The organism is Psychrobacter sp. YGAH215, assembly GCF_007280595.1.
In the GTDB taxonomy this organism is placed as follows: domain Bacteria; phylum Pseudomonadota; class Gammaproteobacteria; order Pseudomonadales; family Moraxellaceae; genus Psychrobacter; species Psychrobacter faecalis.
In genome coordinates this window covers 107,309-129,762 of the sequence record NZ_VKLR01000008.1, presented here as the reverse complement: position 1 = coordinate 129,762, position 22,454 = coordinate 107,309, and the positions used below count along the sequence as shown (strand labels likewise).

The following is a 22,454-nucleotide window of genomic DNA, read 5'->3' as shown; positions in this document are numbered from 1 at the left end:
ATAGGACGCTTTATGTCATTGCCAACCTCCTTGTTCAAATCACTTGCCCGTATCAAAAAAGACCTACAAGAAGATGTCGAAGCGGTATTCAATCGCGACCCTGCTGCGCGTAATAGCCTAGAAGTCATCTTGACCTACCCTGGCATTCACGCCCTGATTTTACATCGCGGCGCGCATTGTCTTTGGCAAAATGAGCAAAAACTGGCGGCGCGCGCCGTCTCTTATGGCTCGCGTATCATCACTGGCATTGAGATTCATCCTGCCGCTAAAATCGGCAAGCGTTTTTTTATTGACCATGGCGTCGGCGTAGTGATTGGTGAAACGGCTGAGATTGGCAACGACGTTACCCTTTATCACGGCGTCACCCTTGGCGGCGTTTCATGGAATAATGGCAAACGTCATCCTACTTTAGAGGACGGAGTCATTGTCGGTGCTGGTGCCAAGGTATTAGGACCATTTACGGTTGGTAAAGGCGCTAAAATCGGCTCAAATGCGGTAGTAGTCAAACCTGTACCCGCAGGTGCAACGATGGTTGGTAGCGCTGCCCGTATGATTTCAGACCATCATGACGAAAAAGGCAATCCTATTACAACCAAAGTACAAGACGCCAAACAACAAGAAAAAGCCGCGCAAGCAGGTGCAACTGCTGACCAGCAAGAAACAGACCCTACTTCTAACACTGCACGAGCGACAGCGTTTCAGGCTTATGGGATTGATCCTTCATCGCAAGACCCTGTAGCTGAAGCCTTTGCTAAAATGCTCGAACATATCCAGCAATCAGAAAATCGACTCGATCAACTACAAGCGGCCATGTGCAAGATAGACCCAAACTTTTGCAAAAAAGAATACGATAAACTGTGCTTAGAAGACTTAGATGTCATCGGTCGTGCTGATATGGATGCAGCTGGCACTAAGCAGAAATAAATTGCTCGCTAGCTTGGAGATTAAATAAAAAGAGGCCAAACAACCTCTTTCTTATTTTAGCCAATTGAGAAATAGCACTTTAACGACTAGCTATCGTCAAAGTATTCTAAAAACGCGACGGTATTGCTGATAGCAATTTTTTGTAGCCTCTGTCTGCGCAGGCACAGCAAGCAAGAAAAATTGATATCAGCAGTGCGTGATGTAACGATATTACTTTTTACTCACTATAGTTAACAGACAACATTTATAAAAATGACGAGTCAGGCTGGGTCAAAAACTCTATTTCTTCGCTACTCGACACCCGTCCTAAAATGTCATTACGATGCGGATAACGGCCAAAACGATCGATAATTACTTTGTGTTTGAGTTCAGCATCTATGGTATCTGCATTGGTATATTGTTTAAATAACTTTTCTGCTTGCTGATGAATCAGTTTTGACTCGCTGTGCATATAAGGCATCAATACAAACTTACGTTCATCCACCGTTTCAAGCGCCTCTAATGCTCCGGCAGCCACCGCTTCTTGCGCAAGTACAAGGCACATCGCATCTTGGGCAAAAGCCGCTGGCTTATTACGGTAAATATTGCGCGAGAACTGGTCTAATATAATAATTTCTGCTAAGCGCCCTTGTATGCTGCTACGCCACGTATAAAACTCTGCCGCCGCTGCTTGCTCAAGTATATCGCTGTAGCGCTCTATTAATAACTTATCAAACGCTAAGTCTTTTTCAAAAAACTTCTTACTACCTGCCTCATTAAAACAAAAATCCAATATATCGTTGTACATCGTTTTCTCACTATCATGATTTAAAGCTATGCTTTAAAAGCATCGTTTAAAAGATAAAATATGCAGTCAAGACTATATAACTATTAATGAATATTTAGTCATTTTGTCTTATACTCTTTTATTATTCATAATTAAAAAAAGGCACTATCATGGCGCGTTTAAAAGACAAAGTTATCATCATCACGGGCGCAGCTCAAGCATGGGCGAAACTCATGCGCGTTTATGTATGGCAGAAGGTGCCAAAGTGGTCTTGACCGATATTAATTCTGATAAAGGCGACGCCTTGGCCGCCGAACTTGGCGCTGATGCGCTATTTATCAAACATGATGTCACCAATGAAGATGATTGGGAACAAGTCGTTAAAAAGACGCAGGCAAAATTTGGTCAAATCGATGTCTTAGTAAATAACGCGGGTATCACTACGCACAAATCCATTTTAGATACCTCGGTAGAAGAGTATCGTAAGATTCTAGAGATTAACCAAGTATCAGTCTTTTTAGGCATGAAAGCAGTTATTCCAATCATGAAAGCCGCTAAGCAAGGCTCTATCATCAATATCTCATCGATTAACGGTTTGGTTGGCGGTGCTATCGGCTATACCGATTCTAAATTTGCGGTACGCGGTATGACAAAAGCCGCAGCATTAGAGTGCGCACCTCATGGCATTCGCGTGAACTCCATTCACCCAGGCGTCATCGTTACCCCGATGATTATGCAAGGCGATACCAAAGATGCAGTTGAAGCTTTTGCCAAAACCATTCCGATGCGACGTGTTGCATAGCCCGAAGAAGTCAGCGGCATGGTGCTATTTTTAGCATCAGATGAATCAAGCTACTCAACAGGTGCAGAATTTATTATTGATGGTGGCTTGACGGCGCAGTAAGGATTTATGCGCTAAACTATGTGAATTAGGTAAAAGCTGGGTAGTACCCGGCTTTTATTTTGAGATTTTTTAAGAAAATACCAAGCCTTAGAAAACTTTTATTTATTATTAATAACAGCTCAGCCACTGCATTTAACCTCTTCAAAGCCCACTCAAAAGCAACTCTTCAATCCCTGCTCTTTCATGGGCCTTAAATGGATAACGATCCGCCATGATTATCCATTTTTTGCTTAGGCTATTTTCTTTATCGTCTAATTTTATTAATAAAATATCAATATCCATCGTGACTATTTTTATAGGATTTTTTATTGATTCAGAGCAACGCTGTCTACCGCAATCACTTTCAAGCCTCTTAAAGCTTTGCTGCAGCTGTTGCAAGGTTATGTCAGAGGTAAGGGTTAAATAAACACACTGATTGGTATAGTCAGGTTTTGGTAGCTCAGGCGTCGCGGTAAAATCAGGATTTTGAAATGCCGTTGATAGCTGTATTTCACCTAAAGCCGCAAGCTGTTCTCGAGCGCGTGGCAAGTATTTCTCAGCTTGATAATTACTACCGAGGGCGAGCAGCACTGCCGATACAGAATGCGTTTGCAGCTGTTCAGGCGCGCACTGTTTTAAGTCTTCAAGATTCAAATCAGCCAATGCTCTATGTGTCATCAGATTAACTATCTTGGTTTACATTGGATTCGGCTGCTGATAAACCTTTGGCATAACGGGTGATCTGCACCCCAACCGCATCCGCTTGTTGAATAGCAGTTGGCTTGGCAACGCTGAGCGTTATTTTATGACAGTTATATTTTGCCAGTAGCTTATCAGCGATTTGACCAGCCAAATGCTCAAGCAACTTTGCTTTAATCGCTTGACACCATTCGCTCACATCATCGCAGACCGCTTTGTAATTGAGCGCATCATTAACCTCGTCTGACACAGCAGCTTTACTAATATCAGTTTCAAGCGCTATGTCAATCAGGAGTGGCTGCGTAATAGCGCGCTCCCACTCATAGACGCCAATCACCGCCTCTACTGTTAAGCCTTTGACAAATACCACATCAGATTCGGTATGAAACATGCGCTTATCCTTATTTATTATGCTTTTATTTTAAAACAATTTTACGATAACGCCTCGTCGCGCAGGCGCGCAGCTTTTAACGCTTTACTCGGACGATGCCGCCATAAGTCAATGCTGAATAATAATAACCCAAGCCAAATCAAACCAAATACCGCCAGACGATGTAAATCAAAAGGCTCGTTATAATAGAATACCGCTAAGAAGAAAATAAAGGTCGGGGTCAGATAATTCATAAAACTTAGAATACTAAAAGCAACCATCTTAGTCGATTTATTAAATAGTAATAAAGGTATCAGCGTAATCGGACCTGCCAGCATCAGCAGCCAAATGTTTGAGGTAAACCAAAAACTTAACTGACTACTCACCACGTCAGCTTGCCAAAACCACCATAAACAAATCGGTACTAACATGGTAGTTTCTACAAACATGGCATCGACCGCCGTGAGCGGTGTTTGGCGCTGGATGGTGCCGTAAGTACTAAAACTAAAGGCTAAAATCAGCGATATCCATGGCAAGCTACCAATCATAACGACTTGAATCAGCACGGACAATAGCGCAAAACCAATAGCTACCCATTGCAAGGGGCGCAAACGCTCTTTAAACAAAATCATCGAGAGCGCCACGCCGACCAATGGTCCGATAAAATACCCCAAACTGGCCTCAAGAATGCGGTCGTGGTTGACCGCCCATACATAAGTCAGCCAGTTGGTCGCAATAATCAACCCCGATATAAAAGAAAATGCTATCCATCTTGGGTTTTGCTTTAGCGTATCAATCCACTGCCAGCGCTTGGTCAGCACCAATACGATAAGCAAGCAGGCAAAGGTCCATATAATGCGATGGCCGATAATCTCGGTCGCATCATAAGCAGCGAGCTGCTTAAAGTATAACGGAAATGCACCCCAAATAAAGAACGCTGTTAGCGCGGTGGCAATACCGCGTCTGGTGGTTTGAATAGGAGCAACGGGGTTTTTGACAACATTTTGAGTGGCCATAAGACGATACAACTTTTTAGAGCAAAGCGCGCCCTTACCTATTCTTAAACCATTATCAAATGATAAAAGTAAGGGCGCAGGGTTACTACGTAGAGGGTAGAAAGTAAAAAGCAATGCGTTGATACCAACTAAGTATCAACACATTGCTCACGACAACAACTATTATTAAATAAATTTTATAACAAGTTTAAAAATTTAGCTTTTGGACTTTAACAGATCCAGAAGATAAAGCTTTAAATTTTAGAAGTTAATAATATTTTTTTCAGGTAAATAACAACTTCAATATTAAGCCGCCCCATTATCAACCTTGATAGACATACCGATTTGATTGGCAAGCTCAGCAAATCCTGGGAAGCTGGTATTAACGGTTTCAACGCCTTCAATGGTAATCTGCTTCGATGCACGCAAGCTGGCAACCGCAAAACTCATGGCAATGCGATGGTCATGATGCGAGGTGATATGCCCGCCACCAAAGACAGGTTGGCTGTTATTTACAGCGTCATTTTGACCTTCACCGCCTTTACTTTCAATGCCCTTACCTTCAATACCTTTACCTTCAATAATCAAACCATCCTCAGTGACGGTACAATCAACACCGAGAGTTTGTAGACCATCTGCCATCACGGCAATACGATCGGACTCTTTCACGCGCAACTCTTTTGCACCGGTTAACACCGTACGACCTTGGGCACAGCTGGCAGCGATAAATAATACGGGAAACTCATCAATCGCTAAAGGTACTAAATATTCTGGAATCTCGATACCTTTTAGGCTTGAGCTGCGAATAGTGATATCAGCGACTGGCTCGCCGCCGACATGGGTTTCATTGCTTAGGCTAATATCAGCATTCATCAATTTTAAGATATCAATGATACCCGTACGCGTCGGATTAATACCCACTTGCGTTAGGGTCAGCTCGCTGCCTTGACTGATGGCTGCGGCTACCATAAAGAATGCCGCCGATGAGATATCAGCAGGCACAGCAATGTCACCGCCTGTGAGCGTGCCACCACCTTCGACGCTGACACGATTGCCATCAACCGTCACAGGATAACCAAAGGCTGAGAGCATACGTTCGGTATGATCGCGGCTAACTTCAGGTTGAATAACGGTCGTGGTACCTTCTGCCCAAAGTCCCGCCAATAATAAGCAAGACTTAACCTGTGCAGAGGCAACTGGCATATCATATTCCATACCTTGGAGCGGCTCACCAACATTCGCTCGACCCGTAATGCTAAGCGGTGCGGTACCATTATGACCGGTACTTTGAATGACGGCTCCCATTTCACGTAATGGTGCGGCCACACGTTCCATCGGACGCTTATTTAGACTGGTATCGCCTGTCAATACACTATCAAATGACTGCGCTGCTAAAATACCGGCAAGCAGGCGCATACTGGTGCCTGAGTTGCCCATGTATAAGGGCATTTTGCTTGGTTTTAGACCATTCATACCGACGCCATGAATGGTTAATTTACCTTTATCAGGGCCTTCAATGCTCACGCCCATATCACGAAATGCTTGCAAGGTAGCTAGCGCATCCTCTCCTTCCAAAAACCCTGTGACGTTGGTGACACCTGTGGCAAGGCTACCAAGCATTATACTGCGATGCGAGATAGATTTATCACCAGGAATAGTAATGGTGCCAGAGACGGTGTTGCTAGGAGTAATATTATAAGAAGCTGACATGGCAGAAGTATCCGTATAAGGGGTGCTGGCTAACATATGGCCAAAATGTCGCCGTGCGGCTTGCGCGCGGCCCAAAAGCCCCATGAGGGCGGTCGAATCTTTATCAATGATAAGCTGGCGCATATTCTGTAGATAAACGCCATACTCGTCAAGAGCGCTTATAATCGCGCTTTGGTTGGCAAAAAATATATCATGCCACATTTTAGGGTCGCTGGCGGCAATACGGCTAAAGTCGCGAAAACCGCCTGCGGCATAGCGAAACATATCTAAATTGTCATCATGACTTGCCAGCTGTTCAACCAAATTAAACGCCAGCAGATGCGGCAGATGACTGGTATGTGCCAATATTGCGTCATGACGTTCAGCCGCCATCGGCATGACCGTCGCACCAACTGCTTCCCATAACTGCCGCAGCTTAGCAATGGCGCTATCATTAGCCGTTGGCAGCTCGCAGATAATCACGCTATGATTGACGAATAGAGTGGCGCGCCTGGCATGATAGCCTGAATTTTCCGCCCCAGCAATCGGATGCGCAGGGACAAACCCCGTTGGTAGCGAGCTAAAGACCGCTTTTGCCGCCTCAATGATATTAACCTTGGTACTACAGACGTCGGTAATGAGGCAATCAGCAGCAAGCTGTCCGTTATCCATCGCGGTTTTGATATCGACAAACACAGCCTTTACCGCTTGCACTGGCACGGCAATGATAATTAGGTCGCTGCCCGATACCACTTCACTTAAGACGGCACTACCCGCATCTAGCAAACCATATTCCATGGCTTCATCGATGCTTGGTGCATGTCGATCAACCGCCACCAAGCGCGCACTTAAACCAAGGTCTTTGATGGCTTGGGCAAGACTCGCGCCAATCAGCCCTAGACCGATAACACAGACTTGCTCAAATAATGGCGGCTGAGTATGTATAGACGATTGCATATGATTGTTTTGGTTGGTTATGAGTTGATTGCTTAGGTTTTGATTACTTATATTTTGATTGCTAAGATTGCTTTGCTGGCGACTCACGGCGTTTCTCTTTCAACAAACCAGCATCAGTAGGCATAAAACATACTGATATCGGCGTCGTAAAATTGATTTATTTTTTGATTAAAATAGAGATAACTACTTTTTTATTAATCTTCAGTCAATATTGAGCGCAAGGTATCAATCAGGCGCATATTATCTTCTGCAACCCCTACCGTCATACGCAACCAATTGGGCAAACCATAACCTGCTAATGGACGCACTATCACGCCCTGCTCTAGCAATGCTTGATAAATGGCAGCCGCGTTTATGTCTTCCATCTCAACTTCTATTTCAACCATGATAAAGTTGGCATGCGACTTAATAAACCCTAGCCCCAAGGCATCAAACTGCTTTTCTAACCAGCGCATTTGCTCTTGGTTATTAAGTCTTGTTTTTTCAATAAAGTCTTGGTCTGCAAGCGCAGCATTGGCAGCAGCTAAAGCGACTCTACTAACGTTAAAGGGCTGACGAATGCGATTGAGTAAATCGGCGACAGCGACTGAGCTTAGCGCATAACCAACACGCAAACCTGCTAGCCCATAGGCTTTTGAAAAAGTACGTACAATAACCACATTCTCAAATTCATCGAGCAGCGCTCTATTATTACTCTCAGGACTATATTCGTTATAGGCTTCATCTAATACCACCAACACTGAGCTTGGCACACTAGCGACAAACGCACGTAACTCTTGCTGCGTAAGCTGCGTGCCCGTTGGGTTATTAGGATTGGCGATAAAGACCATTTTGCTATTAGGATTGTCCGCTACCGCCTGACTCATCGCCTTTAAATCATGACCAAAACGATTGGCTGGCACTTCCACGCCTTTTGCGCCTTGCATTTTGGCCAGCATCGGATAAACGATAAAAGCATACTGACTATAAATAATCGCATCATCGACGCCAGCAAAACTACGCGCTAAGATATCAAGCAAATCATCAGAGCCATTACCTAAAGTAATCTGGTCGACACCAACATCGTTAAAGTCAGCAAGTGCTTGTTTGAGATAATAACCATTGCCATCAGGATAACGTGCCAGCTGACCCAGTTGCTCGGTAATCGCAAGCGTGACATGCGGTGAGCAGCCCAGTGGATTTTCATTACTAGCAAGCTTGACCACATCTGAGACACCGTACTCGCGTGTCAACTCTTCAACCGGCTTGCCCGTCTGATAAGGCATTAGCTCTAAAATACTGTCATAGGCCGGCACTAGCGGTGATAAATTTGACTCTGTCGACTGAGATGACTGCATGATTTATCCTTGGATGTGATATGGCATTTACTGTTGATGAATCCCTACTGTTAAAACCATTCTATTAAGCCAGCTTTATAGCACGGCTTTTGGATAAGAACCGAGGATACGCAAATCTTTGACCAATGGGCGGATATCAGCAATTGCTGCACTCACATTTGCGTCTTCGATGTGGCCATCCATATCGATAAAGAACACGTAAGCCCATTTATTTGGACGTTCAGGACGCGTCTCGATACTGGTCATCGACACGCCATGATAAGACAAGGGCTTTAAGATTTCGATTAATGCGCCTGCTTTATCATGCGCCGAAACCATAATTGAAGTTTTATCTTGACCCGATGGCGCAATCGCCTCGTGACCGATAATTAGGAAACGCGTGGTATTACTAGGATTGTCTTCGATGTTTGAATACAGCTTATGTAAATCGTACTCTGCCGCTGCCACATCACCGGCGATTGCCGCTGAATGCCATTCGTTTTTGAGACGGCGGGCAGCCTCACCATTGCTCGATACCGCCACACGCTCGACATTAGGATAATTGACATCAAGCCAATGACGGCACTGCGCCAATGATTGCTGATGCGAATAGATACGGCTTAAACCATCAAGTTTGGTATGTTCAGCGACCAAGAAATTTTGGTGAATAGGCAACTCAACTTCACCGATTATTTTTAGCGTAGAAGATAAAAAGCCATCTAAGGTATGGTTAACCACGCCCTCTGACGAGTTTTCAACTGGTACCACGCCATACATTGCTGTGCCTGCTTCAACTTCTCGGAAGACATCAGTAATAGTATTTAGCGGCACGGTATCAGCGGCTTTACCAAAGTGCTTGAGCGCTGCCGCATGGGTAAAGGTGCCGACAGGGCCCAAAAATGCAATACGCTGCGGTGCTTCCAAGTCAAGGCAGACTGACATGATTTCGCGGAACAAACGCGCCATTTTCTCATCGGCAATGGGTCCGGTATTACGTTCCATCACCGCCTTTAACACTTGCGCTTCACGTTCAGGACGATAAAAAATAGGATTGGTATTGTCGGCATCAGGACTATTGGCAACGTGGTCTTTTTTTACCGTCGCTACTTGCTGCGCCAATTTGGCACGATTATTAATTAGCGTTTGAATTTCGCAGTCAACTGCATCAATACTTTGGCGCAATGTGTTTAAAAACGCTTTATCAGTTGCAGCCCCATCAACACTTGCAGGGGTTTGGTTTAGATTGTCTACATTTTTCTCTGGTGACTGCTCACTCATTACCGCCCATCCTTTTTCTAAAATTATTGCTAAAGTTTATGACTGTTGTCTATTAGCGAGGCAACCTGCTTGTTTTAATAGTAAATGCTGGCTTAGTTTTCATGTTTCGCGAGCCAAACAGTGGATCGGCTCTACTATAGCAAAAACTATCGACAGTGCCCATTCGTAAATACGCGCAAATAAGCAATTTGCCATAAATCTTAGCACAGTTATACACGATAAACGCTATACCCTATGAAACTATCAGGCTACAACCGTCCAAATATATGATACAGTTTAAAGATAGCCGTTAAATTCACCATACCGCCATGATAAATTGCTTTATAAATAAACATTATCATGGAAAACCGACTCAAATAAGAACATCAAAACGTTAATTGACCATATCAAGGATATCTGATGAGCGCATTACAACAGCTTCGCACCATGACCACTATTGTCGCTGATACGGGCGACCTTGCCGCCATTGCGCGTCTAAAACCCATCGATGCCACGACCAATCCAAGCCTTATTACCAAAGCGCTGATTCATCCGGACAATGAAGCGCTGATGTCAGAAACCATGAGTCGCCATCGCGGTGATGTCGATGCTGTGATTGATGAATTAACTGTTCAAATTGGTTGTAATATTTTGGCATTGATTGAAGGCCGCGTTTCAACCGAAGTCGATGCACGCTTATCTTATGACACTCAAGCCACCATTGATAAAGCGCTCAGCTTTATGGAAGCCTACCAAAAAGCAGGTATTGATTCAGAGCGCGTATTGATTAAGATGGCCGCAACCTGGCAAGGGATTGAAGCGGCACGTTACCTTGAAACTCAGGGGATTCACTGCAACTTGACGTTATTATTCGGTCAGCATCAAGCGATTGCTTGTGCCGATGCGGGCGTGACCTTAATCTCACCTTTTGTTGGGCGTATTTTAGACTGGCAAAAACGTCAGCAAAACCGCCAAAATGTCCCTGCTTCAGATGATATGGGTGTGCAATCGGTCAAGCTCATTTACCAATACTACAAACAACATGGCTATAAGACCCAAGTGATGGGCGCAAGTTTCCGCTCGACCGAGCAAATATTGGCACTAGCAGGCTGTGATCTATTGACCATCGCGCCCAATCTGATTGATGAGCTGGCAGCCATGGATGTCGAAGTGACACGCCAACTGTCACCAAGTATGTCAATGGATTTGCCCGACATGGCGAAGGTCAGCTTAACCCATGACGAGTTCAGTGCCGCTTATCAGCAAGATATCGTCACCCAAGACTTATTACCCAAGGGTATCGATGGCTTTATCGGTGCGCGTGATGAGCTTGCGCAAATGCTCGCGGCGATGCGAGATTAACTGCGATATTTATATATTTTATGCGTTTGCCTGCTAATCACGAGTGCTGAGATTGTCTCAGTATGAACCCCTTGTCATAAAAGTAATTTGCCTGCTTCTATCAAGTTGGCTATGATAAGCGACTTTATATAACAACAAGCAAGGCTCGATTATGAAACGGCTAGCAGTGATATTAGCAGGTAGTACGCTTGCAATGAGTGGCTATGCGGCAAACTGGTTAGAGGTCTCAAAAAGCCAAACTGGCTCTGTTTTTAGCTTAGATGTGGATTCTATCGAACGCTCAGACATTCATATTATTGATGAAAAAGAAGTCGAAAACATTACTGTCTCAATTCGTAGAGCCTATCCTGCGCCAAAGGATAGCGCAAAAGACGCTAAAGAAAATGAGGCGAAAGCAAAAGAGAGTAAAGACAAAGGCGCTAATAAAACAGTGAAAGAAACCAGCATTCATCATAGCGACCAGCAATGGCTTATCTCATGTAAGGACGCAAGCTACTATCAGCGTGCTTACGTCAATTATGCAGCTGACGATAAAGTATTAAAATCTTGGCAATCTGATAAGCCGATATTAACGACCAAAGACTTTAAGCTGACCAAACCAAAAACGATCAGTCGCTTGCTCGTCGAACAGGCGTGTAAAAGTTATCAGCAAGCTAAATAGCGTAAAGTAAAACGAATTAAGACAAACAAATAGCATTAAAAAAAGCGCGCTGAACTATAATTATCCAGCGCGCTTTTTATTATGCTAAAACCATTTCTCTAAGCTTTTAAAACGGTATAAATAGGTACAGGAAACTCGCCATGTAAAGCAACCAAATCTAACAATACCAAGGCACCAACCACCGTATGCTGTGCAGATTTACAAAGCTCATAAGCGGTCATCAGCGTGCCGCCTGTCGCCAAGATATCGTCGACCAATAATACCCGCTCAGGCGGCAAATTATTTTGCATCTCAAGCGTGTCTTTGCCGTATTCTAATGCATAAGCTTTATTAGCAACCGGCGGCGGTAATTTACCGGGTTTACGCAGCAAAATCATGCCTTTACCCAAACGTCCCGCCAGCAAACTGGCAAATACAAACCCACGCGCTTCTACGGCGCCTAAGCAATCCACTTCATCAAGCAAACCTTTAGGCAAAACCGCCAACATCTCATCAATCACCGCATTGATATGACTGCGTAGTAACGGTGTAATATCATAGAAATCGATACCAACTTTTGGGAAGTCTGGTACTGTGCGAATGATTTGCCAAAATGGATGGTCAGTATTGAGCATATTAGATGAATCGGTTGTGGTCTTAACTTCAGCTGATGTAACGGCGGCATTCGCGCTCATAGTAACCCTTAACTTATAAAACTTAAATAATGATATGACGGTGGTAAATGAGGTAGGTGATAAATGAGATGACAATCGCTAAAAATAGCGGCGATAATTATAGCATAATCGGCTTTATCGTGGCGGCGGAATTGGCAATGACAGCCCGGCTAAAACCTTGAAAATGACGCGTAAGCACTTGATAAAAGCTGGTGAATCTCAATATACAAGTGTAAACTTAACTATGAAAATGACTGCTATATGCTAAACTACGTGCGTTTTTACACGCTAAATGTCGGCTAGAATACTTAATAGTTGCTTTAAAAATGCCAATTAATCTAGTTAACGCCACTGGTGATAGCAAAAATGCTGGTAAAAGAAATATTGGTAATCGTAATACTGGAAATAATCGATAGGACTATTTATGAAACGTTATGAATGTATTGTCTGCGGCTGGATATACGACGAAGAGCTTGGCTGCCCAGAAGAAGGCATCGCACCTGGCACCAAATGGGAAGACATTCCAGACGACTGGACGTGCCCAGAATGCGGCGTTGGCAAGCTTGATTTTGAGATGCTCGAATTTTAAGCCAACGACCATCTAAATAGGATACTTCATGACAGAATCAAACCCCACCAATCACACAAACGCGTCTGTAAATTCAGAAGAAACCGACAATGCTTTAGTGCTTAATGACAAAATGACGAATGATACAGTGCTCAGCTCTTCACCATCTAATTCTTCAGCACTTAGCGCTGCGACAATCGACTCTCCAACAATCGATTACCCGACGCCTGAATGGCAAAAGTTTGGCGATCATGCTTGGTATCCGTCTGATTTGAGCGAGCATCTTTATCAATCGATGATCGATATCGGCGATGGCATTGAGCTGTGTGTTGAGGCAGGTGGTGATCCCAAGAATCCGCCGTTACTTATGATTATGGGGCTTGGCTCACAAATGGTGTTTTGGCCTAATATTTTCATCAAGCGCTTTATCGATGCCGGTTTTTTTGTAATTCGTTTTGACAATCGTGATATCGGCTTGTCGTCCAAAGTACAGATTGATGGTTTGCCGCGTATCAGCCAATTAAAAATGATGATGCGTCTGCAAACGGGACTGTCGAATAAAGGCGCGCCGGTTGCTTATAATTTAACCGACATGGCAGAAGATACGGCGCGTTTAATCAAAGCCTTAAAGCTTGGTAAAACGCATCTGCTTGGCGCTTCTATGGGCGGGATGATTGCGCAAATCGTTGCCGCGCGTTATCCAAGTTTGGTACAGCGCATGGCCTTGATGTTTACCACCACCAATCGTGCTTTTTTAAAGCCGCCCAAACCCAAGCAGTTATACACTCTGATCAACCGCCCTGAGAGCCACTCTGAGCGCGATATCGTGCGGCATAGCGTCTGGTTTATGAAAACCGTTGGCACACCAGGGCACGTCAATGTGCGCATGGTACGTGACATCGCCAAGATACGTTATCAGCGTAATTTTCATCCGCTTGGTACGGTACAACAGCTCAATGCTATTTTAGCCTCTGGCTCGATTAGCAAATATAGCAAACAAGTTAAAGCACCGACGATTGTGCTGCATGGTAGCGCTGATGGTCTGTTACCCGCCTCACAAGGTCGAGTGGTTGCAAAGACCATTCCTAATGCAAGCTTTCATTTAATCGAAGGTATGGCACACGATATTCCCGAATACTATCAGCCCTATATGGTCGATTTAATTAGCAAGCATCTATTAGACAAGTAGTACTTCAAGCTTAAAATTAATGATCATTAAGTATAAAAAAAGAGTGTCAGAAAGATGAATGATCTATCGCTCTGACACTCTTTTTTCGCCGGCAAATTTAAGCGTGATATTAAATGATAAGTCTTAAGTATCAATCACATCCAATACTATCACCCTCTTTATCAATACACATTTTATTGCCATTTTCTAAATTGCCAATCCAAGCTTTGCCATTCGTAAATACAAATGCAGGTTGGTCTTTATAATGATCGCTCGCATTCACAACGCTATTGTCAAAGCGAAAAGGAATCACTAATTCACCGCCTAAATTGACAAAGCCCCATTCATTATCGATACGCACGCCCGCCAAACCTTCAGAAAATGGTCGCACGTCATCGAAAGAATAGGTAATCATAGACACATTATTATCATCAACAAAACCCCATTTGCCGTCTTGTTGCCGTGGCTGCAAGGTGGTAAAACTACGGGACGGTGGCAACTTTTGCGCAGCTTCATTGCTGCTAACAAGTGTACTTTTCGAATTTTGACTAGCAGCCTTGCTATTTGGGTCAGAGGTAGGTTTGCCGTTTTTATCCAACCAGCTGATAGCTTGATTTTTACGTACGCGCGTCATGCCGCTACGATAATCGTCAATATCACTAATTGCAGCGGAAAATGGTATGACTGTCTTGTTGGCAGTATCTACAACCCCATAGTGACCGTTTTGCTTGACCACAATCCGACCTTCAGAGACGGGACGCGCCCAACTTTGTCCTTCTTTGAGCATATCGTACATCGCAGGAATAACCTCGCGACCTTGCATATTGACGTAGCCCACCCGACCATTACGCAGCACTGGTAGCAAGCCGCCCGATATTTTGTCAGCATCTACTCTTTGATAGCGGGTTAAATCAAGCACGCTTTTGCCTTGCTTATCAATCAAGGCAACTGGTGCACCGAAATCTTTTATGGCTAAAAAATAGCCGCGACTAGAGGTACAAGAGACATTTTTATAATAGCTTTTGGGTATTTTGCAGCTGGCGGCCTGTGCATTTAACGTCAAAAAAAACGTAGCAGCTATGATGCTTATGACAGACAGGCGCCCGACAAAGATTGCACGCGATAGTTGTCGCGGCAGTGTCAATAAGAAATCTATTTTTCGTTTCGATATAGAACGTTGCAGCATAAGCAAACCTAGACTAAAAATAATAGAAGCTCTGTAAATATAGAGTGAGTTCATTATAAAAACCATATAGCGGAACTGTCATAGATTTTTTGAAGCCTCTGGAGTGCAAAGCGCACAGCAAGCGAGGAAAACTTACGACAGTTTCGCGTAAAAATATCATGTCTCTATTTTATATAGAATTCACTATATTAAGTTAAGTATTTGAAGAGTATCGCTATTTTAAACATGACGCACTTCAAACTACAAATGAGTGTTAGAGTAACAAATGGCAGCACGTGTGCCAATGCTATTGCTGTAAGAAGGTGACCGCTTTATTTATCTAAGGTGGGTGATACGTCATTATAAAATAAATCGCGCCAAAGCATTCCAATTTAAGAGCAAAACACTGACAATATGGCCTGTCTATATAAACCAGCTCTTGAGCGAACAACATTAAAAAAATGTCTTAAAAAAGCATCATAGTAATGAGATAAGGATATTGCATGGCTATCGCCTCTTCACGCTCTGCCGCTACTGGCTTGGTCATTGGTTGCGTCATTTTTGGTTTGGGCAGCTTAATTGTCGCTCATGTCGATATCGGCGGCTGGGCAATGTCATTTTGGCGACTGGCTATTTCAGGCGTGGTCTTTGCTCTATTGGCTAAAATGACAGGACAACGACTTCCACGCTCAAAGCGGGCTGTTTTTTACGGTCTATTATCAGGCGCGTTTTTAGGACTCGATTTAGCGCTATGGCACGAGAGTATTTATGCGGTCGGTCCCGGTATCTCAACCTTACTTAATAGCTTGCAGATTTTCTTTTTAGCGGCCATTGGTTTTTTATATTTTAATGAGCGCCAATCTATCGTGCAGCTTGTCAGTTTATTTTTAGCCATGCTAGGCGTGGCAATGATAGGTAGCCCTGAATTTGCACAAAATACCGCGGCGACTTGGGGGTTTGTCACGGGTATCGTTTCAGGCGCTATGCTTGCCGCGTCGATGACCTTTATCCGTAAAACCCATGATACTGAGCCAACGCCGATATTTATGCTGATGCAGTTGGTGAGTATCGGCGGCGTCATAGCAATGATTCTGCCGATGTTTATCTTTGATATGGGTAATATTTTGCCCAATACTTGGTCTGAGATTGGTTGGATATTGATTTATGGCACGGTGATGCAATGCTTGGCGTGGGGACTTATCGCCTACTCAATTCCTAAGCTGTCTTTAGCATTGACAGGGCTACTTTTATTAACCGAGCCCATCGCAGCCTTGGTGATTGATTATAGCTGGCTTGATAAACCGATTAATACGATGCAATGGAGCGGCGCGCTATTGACTATGTTTGCCATTTATTTAGGGTCGTTAAAACCTAAGCCACGCGCACTACGCCGTTATCGTTTTTTTGCCAGATTTTATAAACGAAATTATAAATAAATCGGTAATGAGTAAAAGTTATAATAAGTAAGAGCCGTAATAAGTAAAAGCCACAATAATCATTGTGGCTTTTTTTACGATGAACAAATCAAGCTTTTTGACGGTTAATCTTTTTGTCTATTAAATAAAGCATTCAGCACAATCGCCGCTAAGGTAGCCGTGCCGATACCACCCAAATCAAAGCCGCCTAGATGCAGACTAAAATTACCCGTACCCATAATAACGGTAACCGCGGCAATGATTAAATTGCTGTTTTTGCTAAAGTCGATATGACTGTCTATCCAAATTTTTGCCCCAGCAATCGCAATCAAACCAAAGACTACGATAGAGGCGCCGCCCAATAAAGCCGCCGGTATGGTCTGAATAATGGCACCAAACTTTGGTGACAAACCGAGTAAAATAGCAACCAAACCTGCTATCACAAAAATCGTCGTGCTATAGACTTTGGTTACGGCCATGACACCGATATTTTCTGCATAAGTGGTCACGCCTGTGCCACCAAAGCCTGCCGAAAACGTCGTCGCCAAGCCATCAGCAAAAAATGCTCGACCCATATAAGGTGTCACGCGCGCTTTGGTCATACCTTCGACCGCTTTAAAATGCCCTAAGTTTTCGGCAATTAAGATAAAGGCAACAGGTGCAATCAAAATAATCGCACTCATCTCAAAATGCGGCGTATGAATACTTGGCAGACCAAACCATGAAGCCGCCGATACATTGCTAAAATCAATCGGTACGCCATAACCGAGTATATTGGTCATGACAAAATAAGCAATATAAGACAAAATTAACCCAACCAGCAACAACAGACGGCGCAGCATACCGCGGGTAAATACTGCAACCCCACTGATAAGCAATACCGTCAGCGTCGCCATCCATGCATCAAACTGGTTGGCAGACACCCCTTGAATGGTCACAGGCGCTAAATTTAGACCAATAATCATCACAATGGCACCGGTGACAATAGGCGGCATCAAACGCTCAATCCAGCCTGTACCCGTCTTCATTACCAACAAACCTATCAAGGCATAAATGATGCCGCAAGCCATGATACCGCCCAAGGCGACATTCAGATTGTCATTGAATCCCACACCCGCATAAGCAGTAATCGCAATCACAGGACCGATAAAAGCAAAACTTGAGCCCAAATAACTGGGCATGCGCCCGCCAGTAATAATAAAAAACATCACCGTACAAATACCGGACATCAAAATGGCCAAATTGGGGTCAAACCCCATTAGTAATGGCGCAAGTACGGTCGAGCCAAACATGGCAAACGTATGCTGCACCCCTAATAACACACTCTTGCCAGGCGGTACGTATTCATTAATGCCGACCGGATCGCGATCCAAGTTGCCCTTATAAGGACGCCACGTTGGAAACCAACGACCATTATCAAAGTCTGGATTGTGCGAGTAACTCACCGCAGCTGTATCGATGCCAGCTGCTGCTAATGCATTATGAGGCTCTGGATGATTGCTCTCTGGTGCTGGAGAGTGAGGTTCAGGTGTGGTCATGCGCTGTCCTATTTGAGCTAAGAGAATAACAATCAGCTAAAAACTGTGAAAATACGGCTATGAAAATACAACTGTGAATTGAGTCAAAACGATAATAGCGAAAATTCATTTTCTTACAGTAAATATAAATCGCTACATAAATGGCGTTAAAAAACATGCTCGACTGTTTGCGCCATTCTCTACACTATCGTGATGGCTGAATTACAGGATGTTACATGGATATTGGTTGCGAGCATGATAACGGAGTTCTCTGATAAATAAAAGTTATTATTCACTCGCCTCGTGTCCGCCTATACTGATAGGTATTCATAGATAACGTCGCAAATTTTTAAATGCTTAGCTTTTTTATTTAAGTAAACATCTAAAAAAACACTCTGTATCGTCATAGTACGGTATTTATCAGAGAGTTTTTGGACGGCTATCTATTATTTTTTCACCCCAGTACTAAGCCCCTTCTACAACAGACGCTGATGCACTGACAATTTCTTGGTATTTTTATGATTAGTGTTTTCGACTTATTTAAAATTGGTATTGGGCCATCAAGCTCTCATACCGTTGGGCCTATGGTGGCAGCCAACTTATTTTTGACGTCATTGCTTAAACAAAGCGCATTGACAACGATTAAGAATATTGAAATCGAGCTTTATGGTTCTTTAGCTGCTACTGGTAAAGGGCACGCAACTGATACGGCGATATATTTAGGCTTACTTGGGCATACGCCAAGCACCATTGATACGCGCTTAACGGATCAATACTTGGCGCCTATTTTCGCGGACAAGCAGCTTAATTTGTCTGGCAAACATGTTATCGAGTTTGACACCGAGCGTAATGTGTATTGGTATGATGATACGGTATTGCCTTATCATCCGAATGCTTTGACTATCCGCGCGGTATTGACCGATGGTAGCAAATATCAGCAAACTTACTATTCAGTTGGCGGAGGCTTTGTTATTAACGAAGATGACGCCAATAATCCCGATGAGGACCATGCCAGCCCAACGATTGATATCGTTCCCTACCCTTTTAATACTGCCGCAGAGTTACTTGAGCAGTGCCATGAACATGGATTAAGTATCAGCGAGTTGGTACTTGCTAACGAGTGCCATTACCGCGATCAAGCCGATATCTTTAGTTATTTAGATGCTATTTGGCAAGTGATGCAAGACTGCGTAACCCAAGGCTGTAAAAATAGCGGCATTTTACCCGGCGGCCTTGATGTTAAACGCCGTGCCCACGATTTACACAATCAATTATGCGCTGAGAAAGGCCTACCTACCGCCAAGACTGACAAGCTGGCCGCAATGGATTGGGTCGATTTGTATGCGCTTGCCGTCAACGAAGAAAATGCCAATGGAGGTAAAGTCGTCACCGCCCCAACTAATGGTGCGGCGGGCATCATTCCGGCGGTCTTGCACTATTATCGTGATTTTCTGCCTAATTATAACCAAGCTAGCGTGCGTAAATTCTTATTAAATGCCACCGCTATCGGCAGCTTAATTAAACAAAACGCTTCTATTTCGGGTGCTGAAGTTGGCTGCCAAGGGGAAGTTGGTTCAGCCTGTGCGATGGCAGGTTCGGCATTGGCCGAGATAATGGGTGGCTCGCCAGCACAGTGTTTGAATGCCGCCGAGATTGGTATCGAGCACAATTTAGGTCTGACTTGCGACCCGATTGGCGGTTTGGTACAAGTCCCTTGTATCGAGCGTAATGCGATGGGCGCTGTCAAAGCCATCAACGCCGCGCGTCTTGCCTGCCGCGGCAATGGGCAGCATTTTGTTTCACTAGACAAAGCGATTGAAACCATGAAGCAAACAGGCGCTGATATGTCTGATAAATACAAAGAAACCGCACGCGGCGGTCTGGCTATTTATGCTGATAACCGCATTCCCACTGCTACCCGCGGTGTCAGTGTCAATTACAGTCAATGTTGATATAAAATATGTTTTCCTTTTTATGTCACCAAAAAAAAGCCTCTAATGATTAGAGGCTTTTCTATAATAAGCTACAACTAAAATTATTCAGCAGTTTTTGAAATCACTTCGTTTAGGATCCAAACTGGTTTAACCACTTTCGTCGCTTCATTCATAACCGCTTCTTGACGCACATCCAAGATATAACGATAGTTTGGCTCATAAGTAAAGCCTTGAATATCACCATTTAGAGGCGTATAGTTTTTCTGATAAGTCTGACGATATTGTAGGCATTCTGACTCAACCATAGTACCACTGGCGGTTGGCAGCTCACACACCGCTTTAAGTGGCGCTATTTCAATTTTGAAACTTGGAATATTTACCACTTTCACATTCACAGGCTCGCCTTCAACCACCATAGTACGCTCATCATTCATACCCATGGTAGAACAACCTGACAAAACAAAAGTTGTCATCAATGCCGCAATCGCTAATTTTTTCATTATTAAATCCTCAGTTTATTTATTAGTATTAATCATTACCTTTCAAACTCATTTTAATCAATTATCACTATCCAAAAGGTAGCAAGCAGTCATAAAGATACTGTTAATCAGAAAATCAATCTAAGCTCATATAAAATAAAAACGAGCATTATTGATATAAACTTCCTCAACTGTTAATAGTACCGTCTATTGTTTACTGCAACCAGTATAGGTCGCGCAGATGCCCAGCCTCTATAACTGCTTTGTAAAGTAACGTCAGCTTTTGCAACTGCTGTTAATAAACGGTTTAAATTAAGCCCTATTTAATACAAAAATATTGAGCAAAAAAAACGCTCAAACTATGCATGACAATACTAGCTTCGAGCGTTTTATAAAATAATAAAGAACTTTTAACTGCGATATTCTGCATTTATCTTAACGTAATCATAAGACAAATCGCAGGTATAAACCGTATCCTCAGCGTCACCACGGGCCAAATCAATATTAATGGTAATCTCAGGCCGGCTCATGACTTCTTTGCCCGCCGCTTCCGTATAACTTGGCGCCACACCGCCATTTTGACAAATCATCACTTCATCTAAGTAGACATCAACTTGCTCGGTATCAAGGTCGTCGATACCTGCATAGCCAACCGCTGCCAAGATACGTCCCCAGTTGGCATCACTGGCAAAAAACGCGGTCTTGACCAGTGGTGAATGCGCGACCGCATACGCCACATCGCAGCATTCTTGCGTGGTTTTGCCGCCCGTGACTTTGACCGTCATAAACTTGGTTGCGCCTTCTCCATCTCGTACAATCAATTGTGCCAAACGTACAAAAACTGATGTCAAGGCCTCAAATATCGGCTGATAATGTGGATGTTCTGGGCTATCAATAACCTCCGAGCTCGCCGTTCCGGTTGCAATTAAGACGCAGCAATCGTTGGTTGAGGTATCGCCATCGACAGTAATGCGATTAAAAGATTGCTCGTTAATTTTGCTCAGCATTTCTTGCAATAAATCAGCAGCGATATTGGCATCGGTCGCTACATAGCCGAGCATGGTCGCCATATTGGGACGTATCATACCTGAGCCTTTTGACATCCCAGTAACATGATAGCTGCTAGCGTCAACATCGACCTTTTCACTGGCAAGTTTTGGAATTGTATCAGTGGTACGAATACCATTTGCTGCTACTAACCAATTATCAGCGCCCAAACTGGCTAACGCATTGTCTAAACCTGCGATGATGGCATCGCTATTGAGTGGCTCACCTATCACGCCTGTCGAAAATGGCAACACAGAGCTGACGTCCACACCAGCTTTGGCAGCTAAGGCGGCACAGATATCAAGCGCGCGGCGTTTACCGTCAGCGCCAGTCCCAGCATTGGCGTTGCCAGTATTGGTGATTAAATAGCGCGGACTGGCTTTGGCAAAATGCTCTCGTAACACGCGTACTGGTGCTGCACAAAAGGTATTTTTGGTAGTGACAACGGCAGTGTTGGCACTATCAGCAATCTCTATCACCACCAAATCATCGCGGTCTTTGTAGCGTACGCCTGCCGCGGTAGCGCTTAGTTTAATCCCATCAATAGGATAAATCGTATTAGGTACTGCAACGTTGCCGACAGCCATCATTCAATCCTTATTCATCAATGCTGATGTATTATTTATTGG

The 22,454-nt window shown here is 43.9% G+C and carries 19 protein-coding genes and 1 pseudogene; 8 read left to right on the top strand and 12 right to left on the bottom strand.

What is annotated here, in order from left to right:
* The first annotated feature begins 51 nt into the window (after nt 1-51).
* A complete protein-coding gene (gene cysE, locus FOR85_RS04875) occupies nt 52-924 on the top strand; it encodes a serine O-acetyltransferase (protein ID WP_373681939.1) in 873 nt (290 codons plus the stop codon).
* Between the two features lie 244 nt (nt 925-1,168).
* On the opposite strand, the gene FOR85_RS04870 is transcribed toward cysE, so the two are convergent.
* Nucleotides 1,169-1,711: a DUF924 family protein gene (locus FOR85_RS04870; RefSeq protein WP_144296957.1), complete on the bottom strand. Its 543-nt coding sequence runs from the start codon at nt 1,709-1,711 to the stop codon at nt 1,169-1,171.
* 199 nt (nt 1,712-1,910) lie between these two features.
* On the opposite strand from FOR85_RS04870, the pseudogene FOR85_RS04865 reads away from it, so the two are divergent.
* Nucleotides 1,911-2,594: pseudogene (locus FOR85_RS04865) on the top strand (SDR family oxidoreductase).
* Between the two features lie 141 nt (nt 2,595-2,735).
* Here FOR85_RS04865 and FOR85_RS04860 read toward each other — a convergent pair.
* The 6 genes from FOR85_RS04860 to pheA form a co-directional block, all read right to left on the bottom strand.
* Nucleotides 2,736-3,251 carry a 2-amino-4-hydroxy-6-hydroxymethyldihydropteridine diphosphokinase gene (locus tag FOR85_RS04860; RefSeq protein ID WP_144296956.1) on the bottom strand — a complete coding sequence of 172 codons (516 nt, stop codon included), beginning with the start codon at nt 3,249-3,251 and terminating at the stop codon, nt 2,736-2,738.
* 4 nt (nt 3,252-3,255) lie between these two features.
* The gene (gene folB, locus FOR85_RS04855) at nt 3,256-3,663 is read right to left on the bottom strand and encodes a dihydroneopterin aldolase (RefSeq protein ID WP_144296955.1); all 408 of its coding nucleotides are present in this window, start codon (nt 3,661-3,663) and stop codon (nt 3,256-3,258) included.
* Nucleotides 3,664-3,704: 41 nt separating this feature from the next.
* Entirely contained in the window at nt 3,705-4,658 is a 954-nt protein-coding gene (gene rarD / locus FOR85_RS04850) for an EamA family transporter RarD (protein ID WP_144296954.1), read from the bottom strand.
* A 285-nt stretch (nt 4,659-4,943) separates the two neighbouring features.
* Entirely contained in the window at nt 4,944-7,283 is a 2,340-nt protein-coding gene (locus FOR85_RS04845) for a bifunctional prephenate dehydrogenase/3-phosphoshikimate 1-carboxyvinyltransferase (RefSeq protein ID WP_144296982.1), read from the bottom strand.
* A 194-nt stretch (nt 7,284-7,477) separates the two neighbouring features.
* Nucleotides 7,478-8,620 carry a histidinol-phosphate transaminase gene (gene hisC, locus FOR85_RS04840; protein ID WP_144296953.1) on the bottom strand — a complete coding sequence of 381 codons (1,143 nt, stop codon included), beginning with the start codon at nt 8,618-8,620 and terminating at the stop codon, nt 7,478-7,480.
* A 75-nt stretch (nt 8,621-8,695) separates the two neighbouring features.
* The gene (pheA, locus tag FOR85_RS04835; RefSeq protein WP_144296952.1) at nt 8,696-9,877 is read right to left on the bottom strand and encodes a prephenate dehydratase; all 1,182 of its coding nucleotides are present in this window, start codon (nt 9,875-9,877) and stop codon (nt 8,696-8,698) included.
* Nucleotides 9,878-10,276: 399 nt separating this feature from the next.
* Here pheA and FOR85_RS04830 point away from each other — a divergent pair, with 399 nt between their 5' ends.
* Together FOR85_RS04830 and FOR85_RS04825 are read left to right on the top strand one after the other, a co-directional pair.
* Complete coding sequence (locus FOR85_RS04830) at nt 10,277-11,218, top strand: transaldolase (RefSeq protein WP_068406916.1); 942 nt, start codon at nt 10,277-10,279, stop codon at nt 11,216-11,218.
* Between the two features lie 151 nt (nt 11,219-11,369).
* Nucleotides 11,370-11,879, top strand: a complete 510-nt coding sequence (locus FOR85_RS04825; RefSeq protein ID WP_144296951.1) for a hypothetical protein — start codon at nt 11,370-11,372, stop codon at nt 11,877-11,879.
* Nucleotides 11,880-11,977: 98 nt separating this feature from the next.
* Here the strand turns inward: FOR85_RS04825 and FOR85_RS04820 are convergent, their stop codons facing one another.
* Nucleotides 11,978-12,553 (bottom strand): adenine phosphoribosyltransferase, encoded by a 576-nt coding sequence (locus tag FOR85_RS04820; protein WP_144296950.1) that lies wholly within the window; start codon nt 12,551-12,553, stop codon nt 11,978-11,980.
* 403 nt (nt 12,554-12,956) lie between these two features.
* Between FOR85_RS04820 and FOR85_RS04815 the strand changes: the two genes are divergently transcribed.
* Complete coding sequence (locus FOR85_RS04815) at nt 12,957-13,121, top strand: rubredoxin (protein WP_068406924.1); 165 nt, start codon at nt 12,957-12,959, stop codon at nt 13,119-13,121.
* Nucleotides 13,122-13,395: 274 nt separating this feature from the next.
* Entirely contained in the window at nt 13,396-14,289 is an 894-nt protein-coding gene (locus tag FOR85_RS04810; RefSeq protein ID WP_223808513.1) for an alpha/beta fold hydrolase, read from the top strand.
* A 130-nt stretch (nt 14,290-14,419) separates the two neighbouring features.
* On the opposite strand, the gene FOR85_RS04805 is transcribed toward FOR85_RS04810, so the two are convergent.
* Nucleotides 14,420-15,454, bottom strand: a complete 1,035-nt coding sequence (locus FOR85_RS04805) for a WG repeat-containing protein (protein ID WP_144296949.1) — start codon at nt 15,452-15,454, stop codon at nt 14,420-14,422.
* A 482-nt stretch (nt 15,455-15,936) separates the two neighbouring features.
* On the opposite strand from FOR85_RS04805, the gene FOR85_RS04800 reads away from it, so the two are divergent.
* Entirely contained in the window at nt 15,937-16,869 is a 933-nt protein-coding gene (locus FOR85_RS04800; protein ID WP_144296948.1) for a DMT family transporter, read from the top strand.
* A 104-nt stretch (nt 16,870-16,973) separates the two neighbouring features.
* Here FOR85_RS04800 and FOR85_RS04795 read toward each other — a convergent pair whose 3' ends face one another.
* On the bottom strand, nt 16,974-18,386 hold the full coding sequence (locus tag FOR85_RS04795) for a solute carrier family 23 protein (RefSeq protein WP_223808508.1): 1,413 nt from the start codon (nt 18,384-18,386) through the stop codon (nt 16,974-16,976).
* A gap of 497 nt (nt 18,387-18,883) precedes the next feature.
* Here FOR85_RS04795 and FOR85_RS04790 point away from each other — a divergent pair, with 497 nt between their 5' ends.
* Nucleotides 18,884-20,317, top strand: coding sequence for an L-serine ammonia-lyase (locus FOR85_RS04790; protein WP_144296947.1), 1,434 nt, complete (start codon nt 18,884-18,886; stop codon nt 20,315-20,317).
* Between the two features lie 83 nt (nt 20,318-20,400).
* Here FOR85_RS04790 and FOR85_RS04785 read toward each other — a convergent pair whose 3' ends face one another.
* Entirely contained in the window at nt 20,401-20,799 is a 399-nt protein-coding gene (locus FOR85_RS04785; protein WP_068408379.1) for a DUF4377 domain-containing protein, read from the bottom strand.
* Between the two features lie 389 nt (nt 20,800-21,188).
* A complete protein-coding gene (gene argJ / locus FOR85_RS04780; protein WP_144296946.1) occupies nt 21,189-22,412 on the bottom strand; it encodes a bifunctional glutamate N-acetyltransferase/amino-acid acetyltransferase ArgJ in 1,224 nt (407 codons plus the stop codon).
* Nucleotides 22,413-22,454: the final 42 nt, after the last annotated feature.